Annotated in this window: 20 protein-coding genes and 1 pseudogene; 9 read left to right on the top strand and 12 right to left on the bottom strand. The window is 65.5% G+C overall.

Annotated elements, in window-relative coordinates; genetic code table 11:
* Positions 1-86 precede the first annotated feature (86 nt).
* Positions 87-410 carry a hypothetical protein gene (locus TK49_RS10445; RefSeq protein ID WP_045786629.1) on the top strand — a complete coding sequence of 108 codons (324 nt, stop codon included), beginning with the start codon at positions 87-89 and terminating at the stop codon, positions 408-410.
* Positions 411-520: 110 nt separating this feature from the next.
* Here the strand turns inward: TK49_RS10445 and ntrC are convergent, their stop codons facing one another.
* From ntrC to TK49_RS10425, 4 genes are all read right to left on the bottom strand, one after another.
* Positions 521-2,023 (bottom strand): nitrogen regulation protein NR(I), encoded by a 1,503-nt coding sequence (ntrC, locus tag TK49_RS10440; RefSeq protein ID WP_045786628.1) that lies wholly within the window; start codon positions 2,021-2,023, stop codon positions 521-523.
* 49 nt (positions 2,024-2,072) lie between these two features.
* A complete protein-coding gene (glnL, locus tag TK49_RS10435) occupies positions 2,073-3,257 on the bottom strand; it encodes a nitrogen regulation protein NR(II) (protein WP_045786627.1) in 1,185 nt (394 codons plus the stop codon).
* 4 nt (positions 3,258-3,261) lie between these two features.
* Positions 3,262-3,777: a hypothetical protein gene (locus TK49_RS10430; protein WP_045786626.1), complete on the bottom strand. Its 516-nt coding sequence runs from the start codon at positions 3,775-3,777 to the stop codon at positions 3,262-3,264.
* A gap of 174 nt (positions 3,778-3,951) precedes the next feature.
* On the bottom strand, positions 3,952-5,367 hold the full coding sequence (locus tag TK49_RS10425) for a 3-hydroxylaminophenol mutase (RefSeq protein WP_045786625.1): 1,416 nt from the start codon (positions 5,365-5,367) through the stop codon (positions 3,952-3,954).
* A gap of 470 nt (positions 5,368-5,837) precedes the next feature.
* Here TK49_RS10425 and TK49_RS10420 point away from each other — a divergent pair, with 470 nt between their 5' ends.
* On the top strand, positions 5,838-6,314 hold the full coding sequence (locus tag TK49_RS10420) for a rhodanese-like domain-containing protein (RefSeq protein ID WP_045786624.1): 477 nt from the start codon (positions 5,838-5,840) through the stop codon (positions 6,312-6,314).
* A 16-nt stretch (positions 6,315-6,330) separates the two neighbouring features.
* On the opposite strand, the gene TK49_RS10415 is transcribed toward TK49_RS10420, so the two are convergent.
* From TK49_RS10415 to hrpA, 6 genes are all read right to left on the bottom strand, one after another.
* Positions 6,331-7,149: a competence/damage-inducible protein A gene (locus TK49_RS10415; protein WP_045786623.1), complete on the bottom strand. Its 819-nt coding sequence runs from the start codon at positions 7,147-7,149 to the stop codon at positions 6,331-6,333.
* Between the two features lie 15 nt (positions 7,150-7,164).
* On the bottom strand, positions 7,165-8,022 hold the full coding sequence (locus tag TK49_RS10410; protein ID WP_045786622.1) for an EI24 domain-containing protein: 858 nt from the start codon (positions 8,020-8,022) through the stop codon (positions 7,165-7,167).
* A gap of 76 nt (positions 8,023-8,098) precedes the next feature.
* On the bottom strand, positions 8,099-9,073 hold the full coding sequence (locus TK49_RS10405) for a sterol desaturase family protein (protein ID WP_045786621.1): 975 nt from the start codon (positions 9,071-9,073) through the stop codon (positions 8,099-8,101).
* Position 9,074: 1 nt separating this feature from the next.
* Positions 9,075-9,896: a polysaccharide deacetylase family protein gene (locus TK49_RS10400; protein WP_045786620.1), complete on the bottom strand. Its 822-nt coding sequence runs from the start codon at positions 9,894-9,896 to the stop codon at positions 9,075-9,077.
* Positions 9,897-9,908: 12 nt separating this feature from the next.
* Entirely contained in the window at positions 9,909-10,904 is a 996-nt protein-coding gene (locus tag TK49_RS10395; RefSeq protein WP_045786619.1) for a YVTN family beta-propeller repeat protein, read from the bottom strand.
* A 116-nt stretch (positions 10,905-11,020) separates the two neighbouring features.
* A complete protein-coding gene (hrpA, locus tag TK49_RS10390) occupies positions 11,021-14,989 on the bottom strand; it encodes an ATP-dependent RNA helicase HrpA (RefSeq protein WP_045786618.1) in 3,969 nt (1,322 codons plus the stop codon).
* 68 nt (positions 14,990-15,057) lie between these two features.
* Between hrpA and argA the strand changes: the two genes are divergently transcribed.
* The 7 genes and pseudogenes from argA to TK49_RS10360 all read left to right on the top strand — a co-directional run bounded on the left by argA (position 15,058) and on the right by TK49_RS10360 (position 22,446).
* Positions 15,058-16,464, top strand: coding sequence for an amino-acid N-acetyltransferase (gene argA, locus TK49_RS10385; RefSeq protein WP_045786617.1), 1,407 nt, complete (start codon positions 15,058-15,060; stop codon positions 16,462-16,464).
* A 125-nt stretch (positions 16,465-16,589) separates the two neighbouring features.
* Positions 16,590-16,865, top strand: a complete 276-nt coding sequence (locus tag TK49_RS10380; RefSeq protein WP_045786616.1) for an oxidative damage protection protein — start codon at positions 16,590-16,592, stop codon at positions 16,863-16,865.
* A 113-nt stretch (positions 16,866-16,978) separates the two neighbouring features.
* Positions 16,979-17,959: pseudogene (locus TK49_RS10375) on the top strand (IS3 family transposase).
* A gap of 175 nt (positions 17,960-18,134) precedes the next feature.
* The gene (locus TK49_RS24140) at positions 18,135-18,419 is read left to right on the top strand and encodes a hypothetical protein (RefSeq protein ID WP_082076304.1); all 285 of its coding nucleotides are present in this window, start codon (positions 18,135-18,137) and stop codon (positions 18,417-18,419) included.
* A gap of 98 nt (positions 18,420-18,517) precedes the next feature.
* Positions 18,518-19,729, top strand: coding sequence for a DUF2863 family protein (locus TK49_RS10370; protein WP_045786615.1), 1,212 nt, complete (start codon positions 18,518-18,520; stop codon positions 19,727-19,729).
* A gap of 152 nt (positions 19,730-19,881) precedes the next feature.
* A complete protein-coding gene (locus TK49_RS10365) occupies positions 19,882-21,459 on the top strand; it encodes an ABC transporter substrate-binding protein (RefSeq protein ID WP_045786614.1) in 1,578 nt (525 codons plus the stop codon).
* A 150-nt stretch (positions 21,460-21,609) separates the two neighbouring features.
* Entirely contained in the window at positions 21,610-22,446 is an 837-nt protein-coding gene (locus TK49_RS10360) for a BspC domain-containing protein (RefSeq protein WP_045786613.1), read from the top strand.
* 39 nt (positions 22,447-22,485) lie between these two features.
* Here TK49_RS10360 and TK49_RS10355 read toward each other — a convergent pair whose 3' ends face one another.
* Both TK49_RS10355 and yaaA read right to left on the bottom strand, forming a co-directional pair.
* A complete protein-coding gene (locus TK49_RS10355) occupies positions 22,486-23,631 on the bottom strand; it encodes a M14 family metallopeptidase (protein WP_045786612.1) in 1,146 nt (381 codons plus the stop codon).
* A gap of 14 nt (positions 23,632-23,645) precedes the next feature.
* Positions 23,646-24,419, bottom strand: coding sequence for a peroxide stress protein YaaA (yaaA, locus tag TK49_RS10350; RefSeq protein ID WP_045787837.1), 774 nt, complete (start codon positions 24,417-24,419; stop codon positions 23,646-23,648).
* Positions 24,420-24,449: the final 30 nt, after the last annotated feature.

Here is a 24,449-nt window from a genome sequence, read left to right as displayed (position 1 = left end):
CGTTGCACCGCTTTGCATCACGTGACGGCCTCACAACGGTGCAGACGGCGGCAGCGCCCTTTCAACGTCCCGACAGGAGGTTCCCCATGCAAACCCAGGAACTGCGGCAGCGGTTCGAACACGCTGAGAACACCATCGCCGAACTCGCACGGACGTGCTCCACGCACCAGGACGTGCCACAGTCGCTGAAGCAGTCGATCCAGGAACTGGACCAGCAAGCCCGCGAGTGTCACTCGCGTGTGCAGGACGGCAACGAGCAGACGTTCATTGAGGCGGTCGACAAGCTCGAGGCCTGCTCCGACCGCGCCAAGATGGCCTGCCAGAACGCCAGCAACGTCGACCAGACCGTGCAGTCCGCGGTGATGCGCACGCACCAGGAACTCTCGCAGCTCAAGCACAGCCTGCATTGAGCGCCCGACGGCATTCACGCAAAAAAAGAGGCGGATTCCCTCATCGGAAATCCGCCCAATCCCAATCGCCAAGCTCGACGATATTCAGCGCAGCCGGCTTCGATGATGCTTCAGTCGAAGCCGAGCTCCTGCAACTTGCGTGTGATGGTGTTGCGCCCGATGCCCAGGCGCGTCGCGGCTTCAACGCGGCGGCCGCGCGTGACGCCAAGCGCCGCCTCCAGGATGGCCTTCTCGAAGCGGCGCGTGAGGAGATCCATCACGTCGGGCTGACCGGCCTCCAGCATGGCCTTGGCTTCGCCGGCCAAGGCGCGCTCCCAACCCGCCGTCGACGAGGCGCCCGCGGCGACGGTGGTCGTCAGCACGTCGCTGGCCGCAGTCGCGCCATACGGCTCGTGCGACGGCTCGCTGACGAAGACCGGCCGTGCCGCGCCCTCGCCCGTGGCAGGCAGCATCTGCGCGCTGCCGCGCACCAAGTCCGCCGGCAGGTCCTTGATCTCGATCATCTGCGCCGGCGCCATCACGGTCAGCCAGTTGCAGAGGTTTTCCAGCTGGCGCACGTTGCCCGGAAACGGCAGCGTCGCGATATGCGCCAGCGCCTCATCCGACATGCGCTTGGGCTCGACGCCCAGCTCCTTTGCGCTCTTCTGCAGAAAATGGCGCGCGAGCAGCGTGATGTCTTCCGGGCGCTCACGCAGGGCCGGCAGGCGCAGGCGGATCACGTTGAGGCGGTGGAACAAGTCCTCGCGGAACAGGCCGTCCTTGACGCGCGTCTCCAGGTTCTGGTGCGTGGCCGCGATGACGCGCACGTTGGCCTTGAGCGGATTGTGGCCGCCGACGCGATAGAAATGCCCGTCCGAGAGCACGCGCAGCAAGCGCGTCTGCAGGTCGAACGGCATGTCGCCGATTTCGTCGAGGAAGAGCGTGCCACCCTCCGCTTGCTCGAAGCGACCGCGGCGCATGGTCTGCGCGCCGGTAAAGGCGCCGCGCTCGTGGCCGAACAGCTCGGACTCGAGCAGGTCTTTCGGGATCGCGGCAGTGTTCAGCGCGATGAAGGGGCCGCTCGCCCGCGGGCTGTGCTTGTGCAGCGCGCGCGCCACCAGCTCCTTGCCCGTGCCCGATTCGCCGGTGATCAGCACGGTCACATTCGATTGCGACAGCCGGCCGATCGCCCGGAACACATCCTGCATGGCCGGCGCCTGGCCCAGGATCTCGGGTGCATCGCCGAGGCGGTCGTCGATCTCTTCCTCGCGCAGGCTTTCTTCCAGCGCGCGCCGGATGAGCTCGACCGCGCGGTCCACGTCGAACGGCTTGGCGAGGTATTCGAACGCCCCGCCCTGGAACGCTGCGACGGCGCTGTCCAGATCGGAATACGCCGTCATGATGATGACGGGCAGCCCCGGGTGCCTCGCGCGGATGGTCTGCAGCAGATCGAGCCCGGAGCCACCCGGCATGCGTACGTCGGAGATCAGGACTTGCGGCGTCTCTTCATCGAGCGCATTGAGCGCATCGCGCACGTTGGTGAAGCTGCGCGAGAGCAAGCTCTCACGCGCGAGCGCTTTTTCGAGGACCCAGCGGATGGATTGATCGTCGTCGACTATCCAGATTGGCTTCATGTGTTGGTTCGTCTGCTTGACTTCGTCTCGCCTGATCCCTCGCGCCGCTTCAATGCAGCGGCACGAGAATACGGAAATCGGTCTGCCCCGGCCTGCTCTCGCACTCGATCAGACCGTCGTGCTGCTGCACGAACGTCTGCGCGAGTGTCAGGCCCAGCCCGCTTCCGCCTTCCCGCCCCGACACCAGCGGAAAGAAAATGCGTTCGCGGATGTCGTCCGGGATACCAGGACCGTTGTCCACGACATGCAAGTCCAATGCCAGCTTGTAAAGCTGTTTTGCGATCGTGACTTTGCGGGCGACGCGCGTGCGCAGGATGATCTCCGCATCGCCCTGGGCCATGCGGGGACCAAGCGCATGCGCCGCGTTGTGGACGATGTTGAGCACGGCCTGGATGAGCTGCTCCTTGTCGCCGCGGAACTCCGGCAGGCTCGCGTCGTAGTCGCGCACGATACGCAGCCCTTGCGGAAACTCCGCCAGCACCACGGAGCGCACGCGCTCCAGCACCTCGTGGATGTTCACGTCGCCCACGATATGCGGGTGCCGGTGCGGCTCCAGCAAGCGGTCAACCAGCGTCTGCAGCCGGTCGGATTCCTTGATGATGACCTGCGTGTACTCGCGCAGTGAGCGCTCCGGCAGTTCGAACTCCAGCAGTTGCGCGGCCCCGCGGATGCCACCCAGCGGGTTCTTGATCTCGTGCGCGAGGTTGCGGATCAGTTCCTTGTTGGCGGATGACAGGTCCAGCAAGCGCTCCTCGCGTTCGCTGCGGATCTTCTGCTCGTTCGGCAGCAACTCCAGGAGCACCGCGCCCGGCGCAAAGTCGATCGCCCCGACCACGGCGTGCGCGTGCAGCGTCTCCTGGCCCAGGCGCTCGAGCGACACATCGCGGCGCTTGGCGTCGAACTGCCGCCCCGCCACGGTGGCGATCATCTCGGCCAGCTCGGACGGCTCCGCAAACAGCTCGTGCAGCGACATCTCCACCAGCTGGCGACGTGACACGGCCAGGGCAGCTTCCGCGGCGGGGTTGGCGTAGAAGATCGTCAGCGCCGGATGGCGGACGAAGAGGACGGGATTGGGCACCGCGTCGAGCCCGGGGTACGACGGGGGTGCGCCATGCGAAAACGGAATGGAGGGCAGCCCGTCGAGAGATTCGGGAACACCTGCCGACGGCGCGGAAGGCGTCGTCTGTTCCTGGACATCGCGGCGTGCCGCTTTGGGAATCAGTCGACGCGTCACTCAGCTACTCCTTTAGATTGCCCAGCTCCCGGCGGATCGAGTCGACATTCGCCTGGCTGCGTTCGATGTCACTCTTCAACTGCGCGGTGCGGTCCAGATATTTCTGGTAGTTGCGTTCGTTGCCCTGGCGCTCGGGCTGGCCGTTGTTGTATTCGGTCTTCAACGCCTGGAGCTTGCGCTCCTCTTCAGCCAATTCTGCTTCCAGCACCTGGCGGCGCTCGCCGTCACGCGCCTTCTGCGTGGCGCTGTCCACCCGCGGGAAACCGTTGCTCTGCGCCGGCGCCGGAGCGGCCCCGGCACTGCGCGGGCTGCGCGTCCCCGGCACGGTCACCACGTCGGGCAGCGCCAGTTTCCGGCACCCCTTGACGTTCCCGCTGTTGCGGTACTCCGGCACGCCGTTCGGGCCGGTGCACAGATAGACGTCATCGGCGTACGCGGGGGCCTGCGCGGACAGCGTGGCAAGCACCGCGGCAGCGGTGGCAAGCAGTCCGGATGCGATGCGTGAGGAAGGACGGAACATGAGTGGAACCTGGCTGAAACGTCGATCGGGCGCCGCTGTTCGGCAAACGCGGCGGACGCTCATTCTAGCCACAAAACCCCTCGCGCCAACAGAAAAGGGCGACCTGCGCCGCCCTTCTCCCTCAACGATGTCATGTCCTTGCCCCACGGTTGCATCGCATGGGGCAGCGGCACATTACAGCGAGTAGTACATCTCGAACTCAAGCGGGTGCGTCGTCATGCGGAAGCGCGTGACTTCTTCCATCTTGAGCTCGATGTAGGCGTCGAGCATGGCGTTGGAGAACACGCCGCCGCGGGTCAGGAACTCGCGATCCTTGTCCAGGTACTCGAGGGCCTGGTCCAGGCTCGAGCACACGGTCGGGATCTTTGCGTCTTCTTCCGGCGGCAGGTCGTACAGGTTCTTGTCGGCAGCTTCGCCCGGGTGGATCTTGTTCTGCACGCCGTCCAGACCGGCCATCAGCAGCGCAGCGAAGCCCAGGTACGGGTTCATCAGCGGATCCGGGAAGCGGGTCTCGATACGACGGCCCTTCGGGTTCGCCACGTACGGAATACGGATCGAAGCCGAGCGGTTACGCGCCGAGTAGGCCAGCTTGACCGGAGCCTCGAAGCCTGGCACCAGGCGCTTGTACGAGTTCGTGCCCGGGTTGGTGATGGCGTTCAGCGCGCGAGCGTGCTTGATGATGCCGCCGATGTAGTACAGCGCGAATTCCGACAGGCCTGCGTAGCCGTTGCCCGCGAACAGGTTCTGGCCGTCCTTCCACACCGACTGGTGAACGTGCATGCCCGAACCGTTGTCGCCCACGACCGGCTTCGGCATGAACGTAGCCGTCTTGCCGTAGGTGTGCGCGACGTTCTGGATCACGTACTTCTGCAGTTGCGTCCAGTCGGCGCGTTGCACCAGCGTGCTGAACTTCGTGCCGATTTCGTTCTGGCCCTGGCCAGCCACTTCGTGGTGGTGCACTTCAACCGGAATGCCCAGCGATTCCAGGATCAGGCACATTTCCGAACGCATGTCCTGGAACGTGTCGATCGGGGCAACCGGGAAGTAGCCGCCCTTCTTGCCCGGACGGTGGCCCGAGTTGCCGTGCTCGAACTCCTTGCCCGACGACCATGGTGCTTCTTCGGAATGGATCTTCACGAAGCAGCCTTGCATGTCGACGTTCCACGTCACGCCGTCGAAGATGAAGAATTCGGGTTCCGGACCGAAGTAGGCGGCGTCGCCCAGGCCGGAGCTCTTCAGGTAGGCTTCAGCGCGCTTGGCGATCGAGCGCGGATCGCGGTCGTAGCCCTTGCCGTCCGACGGTTCGATCACGTCGCAGGTCATCACCAGCGTCGGCTCTTCGTAGAACGGGTCGATGTGGGCGGTGCTGGCATCCGGCATCAGCAGCATGTCCGACGCTTCGATGCCCTTCCAGCCGGCGATCGACGAACCGTCGAAGGCGTGGCCGCTTTCGAACTTGTCTTCGCCGAAGTGCGAAACGGGGACCGAGACGTGCTGCTCCTTACCCTTGGTATCGGTGAAGCGGAAATCGACGAACTTGACGTCGTTTTCCTTCACGAGCTTCATCACGTCTGCAATGCTTTGGGACATGCCATTCTCCTGGTAGCGCGATAACGCAAATCATTGTGAGCCGGTTGTGTGACGGATCGCTGCCATATCGGCTGCAACTCGCGCTCACCCCCGAAACATCTTCTTTCTGGCAAGGTCGCCCGGCATGGCCCGACGCCCCTGAAAAAGACCGCGGGAATCTTAGCAGAAACCATGCCAATTTCCGTCCGCCGAGGGGCATGCGCTCCCGCAAACAGTGCAGGCCCGCAGGAGCCCAGGCCCGGGGCGGGAGAGTCGCGTTCCCGACCGGACCGCCCCGGCTCCGACGCCGCACCACGGTGAGCCGGCAGGCTGTCTGACCAGCATAGCCAATGCACGCAGGCGGTGCATAAAAACCGAATCAGCACTATTTGAGTGCGAGCGAACCATGATGGCACCATTACGGGGATTTTCGCCCGCGCCACAGGGGCCCAGCGCTAAAATGGTCGCTTTCCATTTCGCCGTCCGATGCCATGACAGCCACCACACTCACTCGCGAGTCCCTGCTGGAAGCCGCCGCCGCGCGCCGCCAGGCCGATCAGCTGCCGTATTTCGGGGCGCTGTCACCGCAGGAGACTGCTGCGCTCCTGGCTGCCGACCCGCAGGCCCGGCTGGTGGACGTGCGCACGCGCGCCGAGCTGGACTGGGTGGGCACGCCAGATGTTGCGCCGGGCCAGTTCGTGCATGTGGAGTGGAACCAGTATCCGGGCGGCGTGCGCAACCCGAACTTCCTGAACGCTCTGGAAGCGGCTGTACCGAAGGACGCACCCGTGCTGTTCCTGTGCCGCAGCGCTGCACGCTCCAAGCACGCCGCCGCCGCCGCTGCACAAGCGGGCTACACGCTGGCAATGGACGTACTGGAAGGCTTCGAAGGCGCGAAGGACAGTGAAGGCCACCGCAAGACCGTGGAAGGCTGGTGCTTCCGCGGCTTGCCGTGGCACGGCGCGTAAACCGGCTCGGGCCTGGTCAGGAGGCCGCTGCGGCGTCCGCCTCGAAGATCTCGCCGCCGAGCGCCAGCGCGCCTTCTCGCAGTACCGCGTAGGCGCGCGCCACGGCCTCGGGCGTCCCCTTTACCCCCAGGTCGATGTGCGAGCGGGCATAGCGCTCGCCGCGGGCCGCATCGCCGACGCTCGGCAGGCTGAAGACCTTCACGCCGTCGAACTCGGCTTCGATGCGCTCCATCAGCGGTGTCAGCCGCGACTCCGGCAGGCCGAACACCAGGAACGATCGCTCTTCGCGCGGCGCGCGGTGGAATTGGTCGGCGTAATACGTGTCGAGCACCCACTCCATCATCGGCCACGCCATCACCGGAAAGCCCGGCATGAAGTGGTGATGCGCCACAGAGAACCCGGGGATCTTGTTGTAGCTGTTCGGGATGATGCGCGCGCCCTTTGGAAACTCACCCATCTTGAAGCGATGCTGGTTTTCGGGCGTGGAGATATCCGCCTTGACGGGATCGCCGCCGGCCGTGTCGATGATGCGCTGGGTGATCAGTTCGCGCGCTTCGCTGTGCAGCTCCAGCGGCACGCCGAGCGCCGCGGCGGCGCATTGACGCGTGTGGTCGTCGGGCGTGGCACCGATGCCGCCGGTGCAGAACACCACGTCGTCGCTGGCGAACGTGCGCTTGAGCACGCTGGTGATGCGCGCGGGCTGGTCGCCAACGTACTCGGCCCACTCCAGTGCAAGGCCGCGCTCGCCAAGCACTTCGATCAGCTTGCGCAGGTGTTTGTCTTCGCGGCGGCCGGAGAGGATCTCGTCGCCGATGATGATCATGCCGAAAGCCATGTCAGTCCTTGTTGCTTAGTCGCGGGGCAGCTCAATGGTGTGCACGTCGATGACCGATGCCTCGACCCGGCGTGCAGGGGGTGCCTCTGCGCGCAACCGCGTGAGCGCGCGCAGGCAGAAGTGCCCGAACCAAAGCGCCGAAAAGATGAAGATCAGCACATACAGCCAGATGACCGCGATGGCGATGATCGGGAACAGCACGATCGTCACCACCGACGACACCCACAGCAGTGTCGGCGCCGAGCCCAGCATGCCGACCGCAATGCCGATGCCCAGCAGCGGCAGCCGGTAGCGCTGCATGATCGCTCGGCGCTCGTCTGCGCTGGCGTGGTCAGCCAGCGCGTCGTAGGTCATCAGCCGATACGTGAGCCAGCCCCAGAGCAAGGGCGGGATCAGGGCAAAGAACGGAGGGATCAGCCACAACGGCAGCGTAAGAATCGCCACCAGGATGAACACGGCCGTGCACAGCAGCGCATGCAGCACGCTACCCGCGATGGAGCCGCCCTTGCGCCGTTCGAGCTGCGGGTAGCTGCGATCGAGAAACCGCATGACCGAAGGCACCGACGTCACGCTCACAAAGACGAGGATCGACACGACGATCACCGGCACAAGCAACGTGATGACAAGCAGCGGTGCGACGGCCGACCACAGGCCCGTCATGCCGATGGCACTGAGGCCGCTCTTGATCCAGCCCATGAAGGCCCAGCTTTCGACGGCGCTCCGGGCCATGCCGTTCATGGCATCCCAGCCGAAATACAGAACGCCGCCCCACACCACCAGGGCCACGATAAACGGCAGCACGGTCAGGAACAGCATGCGCGGATGCAGTTGCGACAGCAGCGCGCGGCCAAACGAGCGAATCAGGTCGTTCATGCGGGAATCGGGGAATCTGCGAGCGGACAGCCTAGCACAGCGCGCCGACATGACGCGCGCGCTGCTTCGCTCGCACTTAGGCGCGGCCGAAGAGCCGCTTGATGCCCAGCCACTGCTGGCGCAGCACGCCGCGGCCGTAGTCGCGTGAGCGGCCTTGCGGCGCCGGAAGCTGATCGCGGATGCCGGTGGCGTGGTACTCCGGCGAGAAGACGGCGGTGCCGAACAGCATGTCCCACCACGGGAACAGCACGCCGAAGTTGCAGCCGCCCAGCACACCCGGCTTGCCGGGCACCTCGTGCCCCAGCCCGATGGCGTGGTGCAGCCGGTGGAAGCGCGGCGAGATCAGCAGCCGCTCGCCGAGCCAGCCAAAGTGCAAACGTACGTTGGCGTGCTGCAGGCTCTGCAGCAGTTGCGAGATGGCGACCAGCAGCACGTACTGCGAAGGCTCGACGCCGATGACCAGCGCCGCGATGGCAAACACCGCGCCGCGCAGCACGTCGTCGATGATGTGATTGCGGTCGTCCGACCACAGCGTCATCTGCCGCTGGCTGTGGTGCAGCGCATGCAGGCTCCACCACCAGTGGAACTTGTGCGATAGCCGGTGATACCAGTAGTCGAGCAGGTCGAACAGCACCAGATAGACCAGGAAGCTCACGATGGCGATGGACGTCACGCCCGGCCACCAGTCTTCCACGTTCAGGTGCGCCCAGCCCCAGAAACGCAGCTCGCCGTCCAGCGCATCGATGAGCGGCTGCAGCGTGAAGAACATCAGCAGCGGAAAAAAGCCGAGCCGGTGGAACAGCGTATAGATGACATCGGCGCGCACGGCCTTGCGATCGTGCATCGGCTCTACGGGACGCCAACGCTCCAGCGGACGAAAGACGAGCAGCAACACGGCGATCTGCAGGAGGCCCATCAGTAGCCACTCGGTGCCGGGGTAGGCATCCTCGACATAACCGCCGAGGCCGATGGCATAGGTGAGCGGCATCACGACATGCTGAAACAGCAGGTCCTGCGCTTGCGTGAAGGTGTCGGCAATCCAGTCGAACATGTCAGCGTGCCGCCGGGTGAGCGGCAAACCAGGCCTTGTACTGCGGATGATCGCGCAGGGTGGCAAAACAGAAACCCTTGCGCTCCAGGCCGGTGATCAGCGGCTCCAGATCGGCGGGCGCCCACGGGTCCTTGCGCGACCAGATGCCCAGGTGCGCCATCGTGATGTCGCCATCGCGCAGGCTCGCGAGCGCCTTGTCGAGCAAGGCCGCATTCGAATACCGCTCGGACGGCAGCTCGTCGCCGAGAAAGCCCGCCGGCGCCCATGCCACATGCGCAAAGCCGCATTGCTGGGCCCAGCGTTCCGTCGTCGCAGAAAGATGGCCGCCAGGCGCGCGCCACAGCGGGTCCATCGGCTGGCCGGTCATGGCCTTGAAGCGTTCGGCGCTGCGCTTGAGTTCGGCGCAGAATTCGGGCTCGCCCCAGACGACGCTGCGGCCGCCCTGCTCGCCGAACTGCGGGCGGAAGCGGACCTTGCCGGCGCCAGCCTCGCCCTTGTAGTAGACGTGATCGAAGGTGTGCGTACCGAAAGCGTGGCCGTCGGCCGCGAGCGATTTCCAGTACGGCACCCATCCGTCATCGAGCGTGCTGTCGCCGTGGATCGTCTTCTCGTTGGCAAGGAAGAACGTGGCGTGGACGCGGTGGCGGCGCAGCGTGTCGGCAATCAGCTGCGCCTGGCTCATGCTGCCCGTGTCGAACGTCAGGTACACCGTGCCCTTGCAGGCGCCGGCGTTGACCCCACCCGGCGCAGCCGTGGCGATCGCGCACAGGCTCAGCGCCGCTGCGGCAGCCACCGTACGCAGGATCGACAGGCCGGGCTTCATGATGACCACGCCTCAGATGAGCGGCGCGCGCGAACGGAAGTAGATGCCATGCGGCGAGCGGCCGACCTTGATCTCTTCCACCACCTTGCGGCTGGCAACGTCAACGATGGCCACGCGCTTGGCCCAGCGGCACGTCACCCAGAGCTGCTTGCCGTCGGCGGTGAGTTCCATGTCGTCGGGGCCTGGTGGCAGGCCGGTGATGTCGCCCACCTTGGTCAGCGTCTGCTGATCGACGATGCTGATCGTGCCTGACACGCGGTTCGACAGGAACAGATGGCGCTTGTCGCCCAGCGCGCGGAAGTTGTGTGCACCCTTGCCGGTCTGGATGCGCTTGACGCTGGTGCGGTTGCGCCAGTCAATGACTTCGACGTAGTCCGCGCCCGTCATGCCGACGAGCAGGTATTTCTGGTCGGTCGTGACCCACACGCCTGCGGGGGCCGAGCCGATGGTCATGCGCCACATCACGGTCTGCGTGGGCAGGTCGATGGCCATGACCTCGTTGGAATCCTGCAGCGTGATGAAGGCGATCTTGCTGTCGGCCGTGAACGCAATGTGGCTCGGCGTCTTGGCGGCGGGAATCTGCTTGGCGATGGTGAGCGCATGGCCGTCCCAGCGGTACACGTCGACCCGGTCCAGGCGGTTGCCGGTGGTCAGAAACCACTTCTGGTCGGGCGAGAAGCCGATCTGGTATGGGTCATCAATGCGCGGCACCCGCTGCTGAATCTTGCCCGTGATCGGGTCGAGGAACACCAGATCGTTGCCGACCGCGTTCGCCACGATCAGCGATTTCTCGTCTGGTGTCGCAATCAGGTGGTGCGGCTCCTTGCCGACGGGGAAGGTCTCCAGCACCTTGCGGGTGTCCTTGTCGATCAGGGTGACGCTGGCGTCTCCCGAATTGAGCACGGTGACGACTTCAGCACGCGCGGCATGCGTTGCCGCCAGGGCGGCGGCCGACAGGACAAGCGTGGAAAACCAGCGGGAGGCAAACGAGGCGCGCACAGCGGACATAACGAGAAGATTCAGCGACTTAGCCAGCCATTCTAACGCCGGCCCTCAGGCGGTCGCTGACACAAATCAAAAAAGAAAATGGGAACTTTCAGCGCGCAAGACAATGCACAGCCGGGCTACCGCTGCATCGACTCCCATACCTTCTGCAGCCGCTTGACCGACATCGGCACGGGCGTGCGCAATTCCTGCGCGAACAAGGCGATGCGCAACTCCTCCAGCATCCAGCGGAACTCTTCCATGCGCGGGTCGGTGCCGCCCTGCCCTTGCACGCGCAGCGCCTTCTCGGCGCGCTGGTATTGCTGGATGAGCGGGGCCATCTCGTGCATGCGCTGCGTGTCGCGCGTGGGATCCGCCTTGAGCTTGTCGATGCGCAGGGCGATGCCCTTGAGGTAGCGCGGAAAATGCGTCAGCTGCGCATACGGCGTCGCTTCGATGAAACGCTTGTGCATCAGCACCTTCAACTGCGCGTCGATGTCCGCATAGGCGGCGGCAAACGGTTTGGCGATCTGCAGCTTGCGCGGCAGGTGGGCGTACTCGGCCAGGATGGCGCCCACCAGCCGCGCAATCTCCTGCGCCAGCAGCGTAAGGCGTGCTCGGCTCTCGTCCTTGCGGGCGCCGAAACTGGCGTCATCGGTGGGCAGTGGGTCCTGCAGGCAGGCGCGCTCCAGCGTGGCGTCCAGGATCTGGTTACGCAGTTCATCCTGCGTGCCCAGGCTCATGAACTGGATCGCCATCTGCGACAGGCCGGGGATGTTCTTCTCCAGGTACTTCAACGGCTCGCGCAGCTGGATCGCAAAGAGCCGGCGCAGGCCCAGGCGGTGGATGCGTGCCGCCTCGGCGGGGTCGTCGAAGACTTCCACGTCGCAGTGATCGCCGGCGTCGACGAGTGCCGGGTAGCCGAACAGCGTCTGGTTGCCCTTGCGGATTTCGAGCAACTCCGGCAATGCCCCGAAATTCCACGTCGTGAGACCCGAATACAGCGCAGCGTTCGAGGGTGCGTCGCCCTTGCTGCTCTTGGCCGGCTTGGCACCATCCTGCGCGCCGGCCACGGCCGCGTCCTTGGCGGCGATCGACTGGAACGTCTGCTGCGCCCGCCCGCCCAGTTCCGCGCGCAGCTGGGCCAGGTTGCGGCCCATGTCGAGCTGGCGGCCGTGCTCGTCGATCACCTTGAAGTTCATGAAGTGATGCGCGGGCAGCGTTTCGAGCTTGAAGTCGGCACGCTTGAGCGGCGTGCCGGTCTGCTCGCGCACGTCGGCGATCAGGCGGTCCAGCAGATCGCCGTCGCCGAGCTTCACACGCGAGACGAATCCGGCCGCGTAATCGGGCAGCGGCACGCAATGGCGGCGCAGCTTCTGCGGCAGGCTCTTGAGCAGCAGGTGCACCTTCTCCTTGAGCATGCCGGGCACCAGCCATTCCGCCCGCTGCGCGGGCACCTGATTGAGCGCATACAGCGGCACCGTCAGCGTCACGCCGTCGCGCGGGCTGCCGGGCTCGAAGTGGTACGTCAGGCCCATGTCGATGCCGGCGATCGGCAGCGTCTTGGGGAACAGGTCGGTGGTGATGCCGGCCGCCTCGTGCCGCATCAGGTCATCGCGATTCAGGTACAGCAGCTTCGGGTTACCCTTGGCCGCCTCGGCATACCAGCGCTCGAACGAAACCGTGTGGTAGACGTCCGCCGGAATCTGGCTGTCGTAGAACGCGTAGATCAGTTCGTCGTCCACCAGCACGTCCTGCCGGCGGGACTTGTGCTCGAGATTCTCGATCTCGCGCACCAGGCGCTGGTTGTGCGCAAAGAAGGGCAGGCGCGTCTCGAATTCGCCATCGACGAGCGCCCGGCGGATGAACAGCTCGCGCGCCTCCTTCGGCTGCATCGGCCCGAAATGCACGCGGCGCTGCTGGTAGATCGGCAGGCCGTACAGCGTGCCGCGCTCGAAGGCCATCACCTGGCCGGCCTTCTTCTCCCAATGCGGATCGCTCCACGACACCTTCAGCAGGTGCGCGCCGACCTTCTCGACCCACTCCGGCTCAATGCGTGCGAGCGTGCGGCCGAACAGGCGGCTGGTCTCCACGAGCTCTCCCGCCACCACCCACTTGCCGGCCTTGCGTGCGATGGCCGAACCGGGCCACAGGAAGAACTTGATGCCGCGTGCGCCCAGGTATTCGCGGCCTTTGCCGTCGGCCTCTTCAATGCGCACGCCGATGTTGCCGAGCAAGCCCGTCAGCAGCGCCAGATGCAGTTGCTCGTACGTCGGCTCGGATTCGTTGAGCTTCCAGCCCTGCTCCGCCACCGTGGTGTGCAATTGCGAATGCACATCGCGCCATTCTCGCAGCCGTACGTGCGAGAGGAAATGCGCGCGGCAATTCTCCTGCAACTGCTTGTTCGATTTCTTGTGCGCGACCGCCTCTTCAAACCACTTCCACAACTTCACCCAACCGAGAAATTCAGACTTCTCGTCGGCAAACTCGCGGTGGGCCTGGTCGGCCTGCTGCTGCAACTCCTGCGGGCGCTCCCGCGGATCCTGCACCGACAACGCGCTCGCAATGATGAGCATTTCGCGCAGGCACTGGTGGTCGCGCCCGGCCAGAATCATCCGCGCGACACGCGGGTCCAGTGGCAGGCGGGCGATCTGCTTGCCCAGGGGGGTCAGCGCATTCTCGTCGTTGACGGCGCCGAGTTCCTGCAGGAGCTGGTAGCCATCCGCAATCGCCCGGCCCAGCGGCGGCTCGATGAACGGAAACTGCTCGACGTCGGTCAGCCGCAGCGCCTTCATGCGCAGGATCACCGACGCCAGCGACGAACGCAGGATCTCCGGATCGGTAAAGCGCGGCCGCGCGATGAAATCGGCCTCTTCATACAGACGGATGCACACGCCGTCGGCCACCCGGCCGCAACGGCCCGCGCGCTGGTTCGCCGCGGCCTGCGACACCGGCTCGATCTGCAATTGCTCGACCTTGTTCCGATACGAATAGCGCTTGACGCGCGCCAGCCCCGTATCGACGACATACCGAATGCCCGGCACCGTGAGCGACGTCTCCGCCACGTTGGTGGCCAGCACGATGCGCCGCGCGTTGGACGGGCGGAACACGCGTTCCTGCTCCTGCACCGACAGCCGCGCAAACAGCGGCAGGATCTCGGTATGCGCCGGATGGTGCTTGCGCAGCGCCTCGGCTGCTTCGCGGATCTCGCGCTCGCCGGGCAGGAAGATCAGCACGTCGCCGGGGCCTTCGCGGGCCAGTTCGTCCACCGCGTCGACGATGCCGTCATAGAGGTCGCGGTCCTTGTCATTCTCGTCGCGCTGAACGGGGCGATAGCGCACCTCGACAGGATACAGCCGGCCGCTGACCTCGATGACCGGCGCCGGCCCTTTCGGCCCCGCAAAGTGCTCGGCAAACCGCTGGGCGTCGATGGTCGCCGAGGTGATGATCACCTTCAGATCGGGCCGGCGCGGCAGCAACTGCTTCAGGTAGCCGAGCAGGAAGTCGATGTTGAGGCTGCGCTCGTGCGCCTCGTCGATGATGATCGTGTCGTACGCGCGCAGCAGCGGGTCGTTCTGCGTCTCGGCCAGCAGGATGCCGTCGGTCATCAGCTTGACCGACGCGCCCGCCGAGAGCGTGTCGTTGAAGCGCACCTGAAAGCCGACGTGCTCGCCCACCGGCGTGCCGATCTCCTGCGCGATGCGCTTGGCGGTCGACGTGGCGGCAATCCGTCTGGGCTGCGTATGGCCAATGAGCCCGGTGCCACCCGCCCCGATGCCTCGCCCGATCGACAGGCATATCTTGGGCAGCTGCGTGGTCTTGCCCGAGCCCGTCTCGCCGGAAACGATTACCACCTGGTGTTTGGCGATGGCCCCGGCGATTTCGTCGCGCCGGGCCGACACGGGCAGCGCTTCCGGAAACGTGATCGGCGGAACGGGATTGGCGCGTGCGCGGCGGGCCTCGAGGGCGGCTGCGAGCGCTTCCGGCGTCGGCGTGGGGCGGCGCGGGCGGCGGCCATCACCGCCCGGCTGGCGTGCAGGCCGGTCGGCGTCGTGGGGCTGCGGTCGGGAGGGTGCCGCAGAGCGCGGCCGGGCGTGGGAATCTGACATCGGCCGGGATTATAATCCGCGCATCTTTCCTGCACCGGCCGCGCTCTGCGCCTACCCTGCCCCCGCCCGTGACCGCTCGTTCCTCCGCCCCCGCCGCCGGCGTTCCGCCCAGTGTTTCGCTGGTCGCCCACACGCCAGCCCCCGACGTCGCCCCGATTGCACCCACGCCAGAACAGCAGCAGTTTGTCGACTGGCTGCGTGCCGTGGCGCCCTACATCCATGCGTTCCGCGACAAGACCTTCGTCATCGGATTTGGCGGCGAATTGGTCAAGGCCGGCATGCTGGGTTCGCTGGTCAACGACGTCGCCCTGCTGCACGCCATGGGCATGCGCATCGTGCTGGTGCACGGCTCGCGCCCGCAGGTGGAAGAGCAACTGGCGCTGCGCAACGTGCAGACGCAGTTTGTCGACGGCGTGCGCGTGACCGACAACGCGGCGCTTGAATCGGCCAAGGAGGCCTCGGGCGAACTGCGCCTGGATATCGAGGCGACTTTCAGCCAGGCGCTGCCCAACACGCCGATGGCCGGCGCGCGCATCTCGGTGGTGTCCGGCAATTTCGTGACGGCGCGGCCGGTCGGCATCGTCAACGGGGTGGACTTCCAGCACACCGGGCTCGTGCGCAAGATCGACGCCGATTCGATCCAGCAATCGCTGTCGAACCGCAAGATCGTGCTGCTCTCGCCGCTGGGCTTCTCGCCGACGGGGCAGGCGTTCAACCTGTCGATGGAAGACGTGGCCGCCAATACGGCCGCGGCGCTCAAGGCCGACAAGCTGATCTTCATCACTGAAGTGCAAGGCCTGGTGGACCGGGTGGGCAAGCTGCAGCAGGATCTGTCGATGGAGATGGCCATCGAGCGCCTGCGCGACGGCAGCCTGTCGCACGACGTGGCGTACTACCTGCAGCACATCGTCAAGGCCATGCGCGGGGGCGTGCGCCGCGCGCACCTGATTCCGTTCGCGCTGGACGGCAGCATCCTGCTGGAGCTCTTCCTGCACGATGGCGTGGGCAGCATGGTCTCGCACACCGACCTGGAATACCTGCGCGAAGCCACGCTGGACGACGTGGGCGGCATCGTGCAGCTGATCGAGCCGCTGGAAGCAGACGGCACACTCGTGCCGCGCGAGCGCCGCCTGCTCGAGCGCGACATCGCCAACTTCTCGGTCATCGAGCACGACGGCATCATCTTCGGCTGCGCGGCGCTGTATCCGTACCCGAAGGAAGGCGTGGGCGAAATGGCGTGCCTGACGGTGTCCCCCGACAGCCAGGGCACCGGCGACGGCGAACGCCTGCTCAAGCACATCGAGGCGCGCGCGCGCGCCATCGGCCTCAAGCACCTGTTCGTGCTCACCACGCGCACGGAACACTGGTTCCTCAAGCGCGGCTTCGTGCGCGCCAGCGTGGACGATCTCCCGGAAGACCGCCGCAAGCTGTACAACTGGCAGCGGCGCTCGATGGTGCTGATGAAGAAGCTCTGAGCCGCGGTATGTCCCCGAGCGGCGTGCCGGAATCGCAGGCGAACCGGCTGCGCGCCTTACAATAGCGGGATTCGCGCGCGCCCCATGGCGACGCATCCGCCACAAGAGTCAAAGAGAGGAACCCCATGGCCCGCATGGTCCACTGCGTCAAGCTCAACAAGGAAGCCGAAGGCCTCGACTTCCCGCCCCTGCCCGGCGAACTGGGCAAGAAGATCTGGCAAAGCGTGTCGAAGGAAGCCTGGGCCGGCTGGCTCAAGCACCAGACCATGCTCATCAACGAAAACCGCCTGAACATGGCGGATTCCCGCGCCCGCCAGTACCTGCTCAAGCAAACGGAAAAGTACTTCTTTGGTGAAGGCGCCGACCAGGCTTCCGGCTACGTGCCCCCGCCCTCGGCCTGATCCGCCCTGAAGAGCAGAAAAGCCGTTCAGTATGCGCTGAACGGCTTTTTTTGTTGGCTGACCCGTCCTGAATAAGGTTGACACTTTTTCCTGGTGGAGCAAGGAGAGTCAAGATGCAAGGGGCAAAGAAGCGAACGCAGCGGGACTACAGTCTGGCTTTTACGCTGTCGGTCGTGGAGCAGGTCGAAAGAGGCGAACTGAGCTACAAGCAGGCGCAGCAGCGGTACGCAATCCAGGGTCGCTCGACGGTGCTGTCCAAGGGCTGAGTGTCGAGCGGGCCTGCCGATACATCGGCATCAGCCGCCAGGCGTACTACAAGCGCTGCGCGCGCGAGCGCACCCGCAGCGCCCAGGTCGAGCAGGTCACCACGCTGGTGCGGCACGTGCGCCTGCGCCAGCCGCGCCTGGGTACGCGCAAGCTGCACCACCTGCTCGCGCCTGAACCGACGCAGGCGGGCATCGCACTCGGGCGTGACCGGTTGTTCGTCCTGCTGCGTGCCGCGCGCCTGCTGGTTCTCCAACAACGGGCGTATCACAAGACTACACAGCCACCACCGTTTCCGGCGGCACCCGAACCTGCTCAAGGAAGGTCCGAACCAAGTCGACCCCACAGGCCCGGAGCAGGTCTGGGTGACCGACATCACGTACTTGCCGACTGCAGGACGCTGCGCGTACCTGAGCCTGGTGACGGACGCGTACTCACGCAAGATCGTCGGCTACCACGTGCACGAGAGCCTGCATGCCGAGTCGGTCAGCCGAGCACTGAAGATGGCGCTCAAGACGCGCCAGACCAAGCAGCAGCTGGTGCACCACTCGGATCGCGGCATCCAATATTGCTCGAGCGAGTATCAGCGCATCCACAAACGGCACGGCCTGACATGCTCAATGACCGACGGCTACGACTGCTATCAGAACGCCCTGGCCGAGCGGGTCAACGGAATCCTCAAGGGCCAGTCCTTGCTCAGCCGCCCCGCCGATCTGCAGCAGGCCGAGCGCCTAGTGGCCCAGTCCGTGCACATCTACAACCATGAGCGGCCGCATCAGGCCCTGAAATACAAAACGCCCGATGCGGTGCATCGCGCGTCTAGTGGCTGAACTGAGTGTCAACCTATATCAGGACTTGACATTGGCCTATCAAACAAGGTGACGATGTCCCACCCGGCGCGCATGCTTTGGTACAGTGTGCCGATTAGGCCGCGCGGCATGATTGCCCCGCGGCGCCGAGGCCCCCTCCGCCGCCTGACCGTTTCCCTGCTGGAGTCCCGCACCCATGGCCCAAGTGGTACTTGCCCTCATCGTCGTGGCAGCCGCCGTCTTCTATATCCTGTTCAAGGCCCCCCAGACCGACGCGCAGACACCGGCTGCGGCCGCGCCCGCCGTAGCAGTTGCCCCTGTCCCAGCGCCGCCGCCCCTGGCGCCCCCCGCTGCATCCGCGGCCGAAGCACCGGCAGCACCGGCAAGTACGCCGGCTGCCTCGGAGCCGGCCGCCGCTTCGGCGCCCGCAGCGAGCGGCAACGTCGCAGCTGGCGCCTCGGTACCCACCGCCAAACCCTGACGTTTTCGTCGTAAGGGTTTCACCGATAGGCATCGTACGGTGGCGTCCGAGGGTAAAATAACGCCCCTTCATTCTTCCAACGACCGGTACGGCACAGCATGGCAGGATTCCGCTCCAAGGCCCCCCAACGTCTTTCCCCCGATGCAGAACGGCTTGTGGCCGACGCGCTTGCGCTCGACGCATCGGGCAGTCGCATCGAAGACGTGTATTGGGAACAACGGCTGTCCGAACGTCTTTCGCGGCTGCTCAAGAACGGCAGCCAGACGGCGCTCGACGCCGCACTCGATCATCTTTTCAAGCACAACGAAGAGGCTTCCGACGTGCTGGCCGAGCAGGCCGAAACGTTGGCCGAATCGGCGGTGGTGAGCTCAGGCGGCGTCGAGTATGACGCGCTGCTCATCGCGGCGCCCATCCTCGCGCATACGCGCTACGTCATTCCCTCCGGCGCCATCAAGCCGGAACTGGCGCAGACCCTGCAGGTGCACCTCCAGGCGCACGTGATGGCGTCGAACGCCCGCGTGGCGCTGGCGCCCTACCTGTACAGCATCGACCAGCTGCCGCGCACGCATTCCGATACCTTTGCGCTGACGCACAAACTGACCGCCTATGCGCTGTCGGGTCAGCCGCCCAAGGTCGATCTGCGCGACATGCCCGAAACCGCACCGATCCTTGCAGACCCGCGCTATCTGCTGGCCATCGTCGTGGCGCAGCACGGCCAGCCGCTGTTCCGCTGGCAGGAAGACGCCAAGGAACACCACGCCGAGCGCTCCGCATGCCTCGAGCAATGGCGCCAGCAAGTCACGCCGACCGTCTCCACCCTGATGCCCGGCTGCGAGTTCGAGCTGCTGCTGCCGGATGCGTTCTTCCTGTCGTGCCGCGAATCCGACAAGCGCATCCGCCCGCTCACGGTGCGCGCCGCGGTCAACTACCTGCAGGGCGCGCTCGACATGCCGGCCAACCGCTTCGGCGCGATCATCGGCGCATTTGGCGAGGAGCAGATCGAGGAATACCGCGTGGCCTTCACCGTGCGCGGCGAGAAAGACCTCATCTACGGCATTGTCTGGCCCGTCTATGGCCGCGATGGCGGTGCGACCGACCTGACTGCAGAGGGCGAACCGGGCAGCCCCCTTGAGCAGATCAGCGACGAACTGCGCGCATGCGGCATTGAAGACATCTTCCGCCACGGCCAGCTCTTCGAGCCCGAATACTGCGAAGACTGCGGCGCCCCGCTCTATGCAGACCGCGCGGCCGAGATCGTCCACGCAGAGATGCCCGAAGACGCACCGACGCAGCAGCCGCTGTTCCACTGAAGCCGATGCAAGCAAGCCACCTCCGGGTGGCTTTTTTTACGCCACGCCGGCTCATATGATTTGTCGGATTGCGCAGCACGCGCTTGCGCGGCCTGCGGCACAATGACGAACCCGCCACCTGGCATCACCGCCCGAACCCGAGGAGCTCCCCGATGGCCCATCGCCCCTTCATTCGCGCCCTGATCCGCGGCCTGGCCGCATGCGCACTGGCTGGCAACGCCGCTGCCGCCCTGGCCGACGATCTGCGCATCGGCCTGTCCGCCGACGTGACGTCCATGGACCCGCAGTGGAACAATGCAGGCCCGAACAACGCGATGGCGCTGCACGTCTTCGAGTCGCTGGTCTTCCTGGACAAGAACGGCCGCTACACGCCGGGCCTGGCCACGTCGTGGAAGCCCATCGACGCCAACACGTGGGAGATCAAGCTGCGCCCCAACGTGAAGTGGAGCGACGGCACGCCCTTCACCGGCGAAGACGTGAAAGCCTCGATCGAACGGCCGGCACGCCTGACCAACAGCCCGGGCCCGTTCACCAGCTATACGAAGTCGATCACCGACGTGCAGATCGTCGATCCGCTCACGGTGCGGCTGAAGGTGTCGATTCCGAATTACGCGAGCATCCCGAACGACCTCAACAGCCTGCCGATCCTTCCCAAGAGGGTGGCCAATGCTTCGCAGGCGGACTTTGACGCCGGCCGCGCGATGATCGGCACGGGGCCGTTCCTGTTCGATCACTTCACGCGCGGGCAGGAAATCGTGCTGAAGAAGAACCCGCACTACTGGGGCCGCGCGCCGCAGTGGGACAAGGTCACCTTCAAGATCATCACCGACAACGCTGCGCGCACGGCTGCCCTGCTTTCCGGGGACGTGGATGTCGTCGAGGCCGTGCCCGCTGCCGACGTGCCGCGCATCAAGCAGAACCCGAACTTCCACCTCGAGCAGCAGGTGTCGTGGCGTACCATCTTCTGGCAGATGGACCAGGGCCGCGACGTCTCGCCGTTCGTGACGGACAAGGCCGGCAAGCCGCTGACGAAGAACCCGTTCAAGGACCACCGCGTGCGGGAAGCGGTGGCGCTGGCCATCAATCGCGATGCCATCGTCAGCCGCGTGCTGGAGGGCCAGGGCGTGGTGGCGTCCAGCATTGTGTCGCCGCAGATCTTCGGCCACCCGGGAGGCAAACCGATTGCATACGACCCGGACCGCGCGAAGAAGCTGCTCGCCGAGGCCGGCTACCCCGACGGCTTCGGGCTCACGCTGCACGCCACCAACAACCGCTATCTGAACGACGCACAGGTCGCACAGACCACCGCCCAGCTGCTCACGCGCATCGGCATCCAGACCAAGGTCGAGACCCTGCCGGTGGCGGTGTACTTCTCACGCGCGCGCCAGGGCGAGTTCTCCTTCATGATGCTCGGCTGGGGTTCGGTGGCGGCGGATGTGGCGCTGCGCAGCATTCTCGGCACGCCTAATCCCCAGACCGGTTACGGGTCGTGGAACTGGGGCCGCTACAGCAATCCGGAACTGGACAAGCTGGTGCAGGCGTCGCTGTCCACCGTGTCGAGCGAGCAGGCGCACGAGCAAGCCGCCAAGACCGCCACGCGCTTCGCACAGCAGGACTACGCGATCATCCCGTCGCACCACCAGTTGGCCACGTGGGCAATGCGCAAGGGCATCCGGTATGAGGCGCGCACCGATGAGTGGTCGCTCGCGTGGCTGTTCACCAAGCAGTGATGGGGGCAGCGCAACGTCGTAACGCGCTGTTACAGCTAAATCGCCTCGAATGCCGCACTGGAGCGCATTCGGGTAAGCCGCAGGAACTTTCATCCCGGGCTTTCCTCTATCATGGCGTTTTTCCATGCCGACCCCCCTGTAACACTCGAGATGTTGCGACCCAAACTACTCTGTCTCGGCGTCGTCGCCCTGCTGGCCGCCTGCTCCAACCTGCAGACCGAACCGACCGACACGTCGGCACAGGCGACCGCCACCGCGACGCCGAGCACACCGGCCGTGCAAGCCAAGCCGGCCCCGCAGCCCGCACGCACCACGCCGCCCATCGTCTTCGACGCCTCTGACAGCGAGAGCACCACCACAGTGAACCTGCCGCCCAAGGACAAGATCAGCTTGTCCGAATACCGCGCGCAGACCCGCGACCGATTAATCAAATCCGAGAACGCCCGCCCCGATGTGGCCGACTGTGCCGCACACGCGAGCTGGATCATCCCGCGCTCGACGAACTTCGACCAGTTCCGCCTGCCGACCGGCGCCCTGTCCGAAGGGCAGGCCAAGGTTGAACCGTGGGACTCGCGCTTCTCGTCGAGCAAGCAAGGCGCGATCAAGGTCTCCAGCGTCGTGAGCTTCAGCGCCGCCGTCCACAAGCGCGGCACGGGCAGCGACCAGTGGGAGCCGGTCAAAGTCCGCTGCGGCTACGACGAAGGCATGATGCTCGCGTACGAGCTGCTCGATGCGAATGGCCAGCCGTTTGCCGCCCCGGCGGCCGCACCGTCGTCCACGACGGTGCGCACCCACTGCCGTCGCGGGCACCGCTGCACGAACGCTGCCGTGTCGCACGGCAAGTCTGCCGCCAAGGGCAAGGGCGCGGCAAAGTCCTCGGTCAAGGCCACCAAGGGCAGCACGGCCAAGACCAAGTCGACCACGGCCACGAAGTCCACTGCCAAGTCGGCTACCAAGAAAACGACGAAGAAGAAGTCGTCCAACTAAGCGCGTCGCGCCGCCCACCTGGCGGCGCCGCGCTGGTCTTCAGCCCAGATATTCGAGGATGGCCTGCAGCATGGCCGCGCCCAACGCGGCGCTGCGGGCGCCGTTCCAGCCGACGCGCGCGTCGGGCAGGTTGGCGTTGTCCTTGAACGGCATTTCGAGCGTCAGCGCCAGGCACCGGTACGTGTGGCCGATGTACTTGGAGGCGAGCTTGAGCGCGTCTTCGTTGTACTTGCTCGCCTCGTAGCCGTATTGCGTCTGGAAGTCGGGCGACGCGCGCAGGAACGCTGCGACAAAGCGGTCCTGGTCGGCACGCTGGGCATCGGTGAAGCCCGGCAGCATTTCACTGCCAGCCACGAATACGTAGGGGAGCGCCTCGTCGCCGTGGATATCGAAGAACAGGTCGACGCCGGTCTCCTCGATGGCCCGGCGCACGCACAGGACTTCAGGACTGCGCTCGGCGTCGGGCTCCATCCACTCCCGATTCAGGTTGGCGCCGGCCGCGTTGGTGCGCAGGTTGCCCAGCGCCGACCCGTCAGGGTTCATGTTCGGCACGATGTGAAACACGGCGCGCTCGGTGAGCAGTCGGCCCACTGAATCCCCGCCCCATACGCCCTGCCGCGTGAGGCGGGCGACCAGACCTTCCACGAACCACTCGGCCATCGTCTCGCCGGGATGCTGGCGGGCGATGATCCACACGTTCTTCTTGCCGGGCGCTGGCTCGCCGACGGTGATGCACGTCATGTCACGACCTTGCACCGTGCTGCCCAGGCGCTGCGTGCGCACGCCGGGCTTCGTTTGCGCCGCTGCCACCAGAGACAGGTGACGCTCATCGGAATACGGCTCGAAGTAGGCAAACCAGATGCTGTCGTGCTCGGGCGTCACCTCGATGGTCATGGTCCTGCCGTCATAGCGCGTCGGCACGCGGAACCAGTGTTCGCGGTCGTATGAGGCGACGGCCTGGTAGTCCTTCCAACCCGCCGCATAGGTGCATTCGCCCGCATTTTCGAACGCGAGCTGGCACGCCTGGCCCTGCACGCCCTGCAGGCGGAAGTGGAACCACTGCGTGAAATCCGCGTGCGAATCGCGGCGAATGCGCAGGCGGATGGCATCGGCGCGGGCGACATCGACGATTTCGATGGCGCCGCTGTCGAATACGCTGGAAATGTACGGTTGATTGGCAGTCATGTCGGATCCTGTCATCAGGTGGGCTTGCGGCGGAAGACCCAGCGCTCGTCGTCGGAATCGGCAGTGGCAAAGGCATAGCCGTCGACGTCGAACGCCTTGAGCTTGCGCGGATCGGTGATGCGGTGCTCGATCGCGTAACGCGCCATCAGGCCGCGCGCGCGCTTTGCGTAGAACGAGATGATCTTGTACTGGCCGTTCTTCCAGTCCTCAAACACCGGCGTGACGATGCGCGCCTTGAGCACCTTGGGCCGCACCACCTTGAAATACTCTTCCGACGCGAGATTGACGAGCACGGGATCGTCGTCGGCCTTGAACAGCTCGTTGAGGGCGAGCGTCACGTCGTCGCCCCAGAAAGCGTAGAGGTCCTTGCCGCGCGGGTTGGCCAGGCGCGTGCCCATTTCGAGGCGGTATGGCTGCATCCAGTCGAGCGGGCGCAGCACGCCATACAGGCCGGAGAGGATTCGCAGATGCTTCTGCGCAAATTGCAGATCGTCGGCCGACAGCGAATTCGCATCGAGCCCGCCGTACACGTCGCCATCGAAGGCCAGCGCGGCCTGCTTGCTGTTCTCGGCGGTGAATTCTGGCGACCAATCGGCATAGCGCGTGGCGTTGAGCACGGCCAGCGGGTCGGAAATGTGCATCAGCGTGCCGATCTGGGCGGGCGACAGCTTGCGAAGCACTTCGATGAGTTCTGCGGAGCGCGCGATGAAATCGGGCAGCGTGTGGGTCTTGATGCGCGGCGGCGTCTCGTAGTCGAGCGACTTGGCCGGCGAGAGGACGATGATCATGTCAGAATCGCGGTTCACAAGTCTTGAATT

The organism is Ralstonia mannitolilytica, from assembly GCF_000954135.1.
GTDB classification, from domain to species: domain Bacteria; phylum Pseudomonadota; class Gammaproteobacteria; order Burkholderiales; family Burkholderiaceae; genus Ralstonia; species Ralstonia mannitolilytica.
This window is presented reverse-complemented; position numbering and strand designations above follow the sequence as displayed.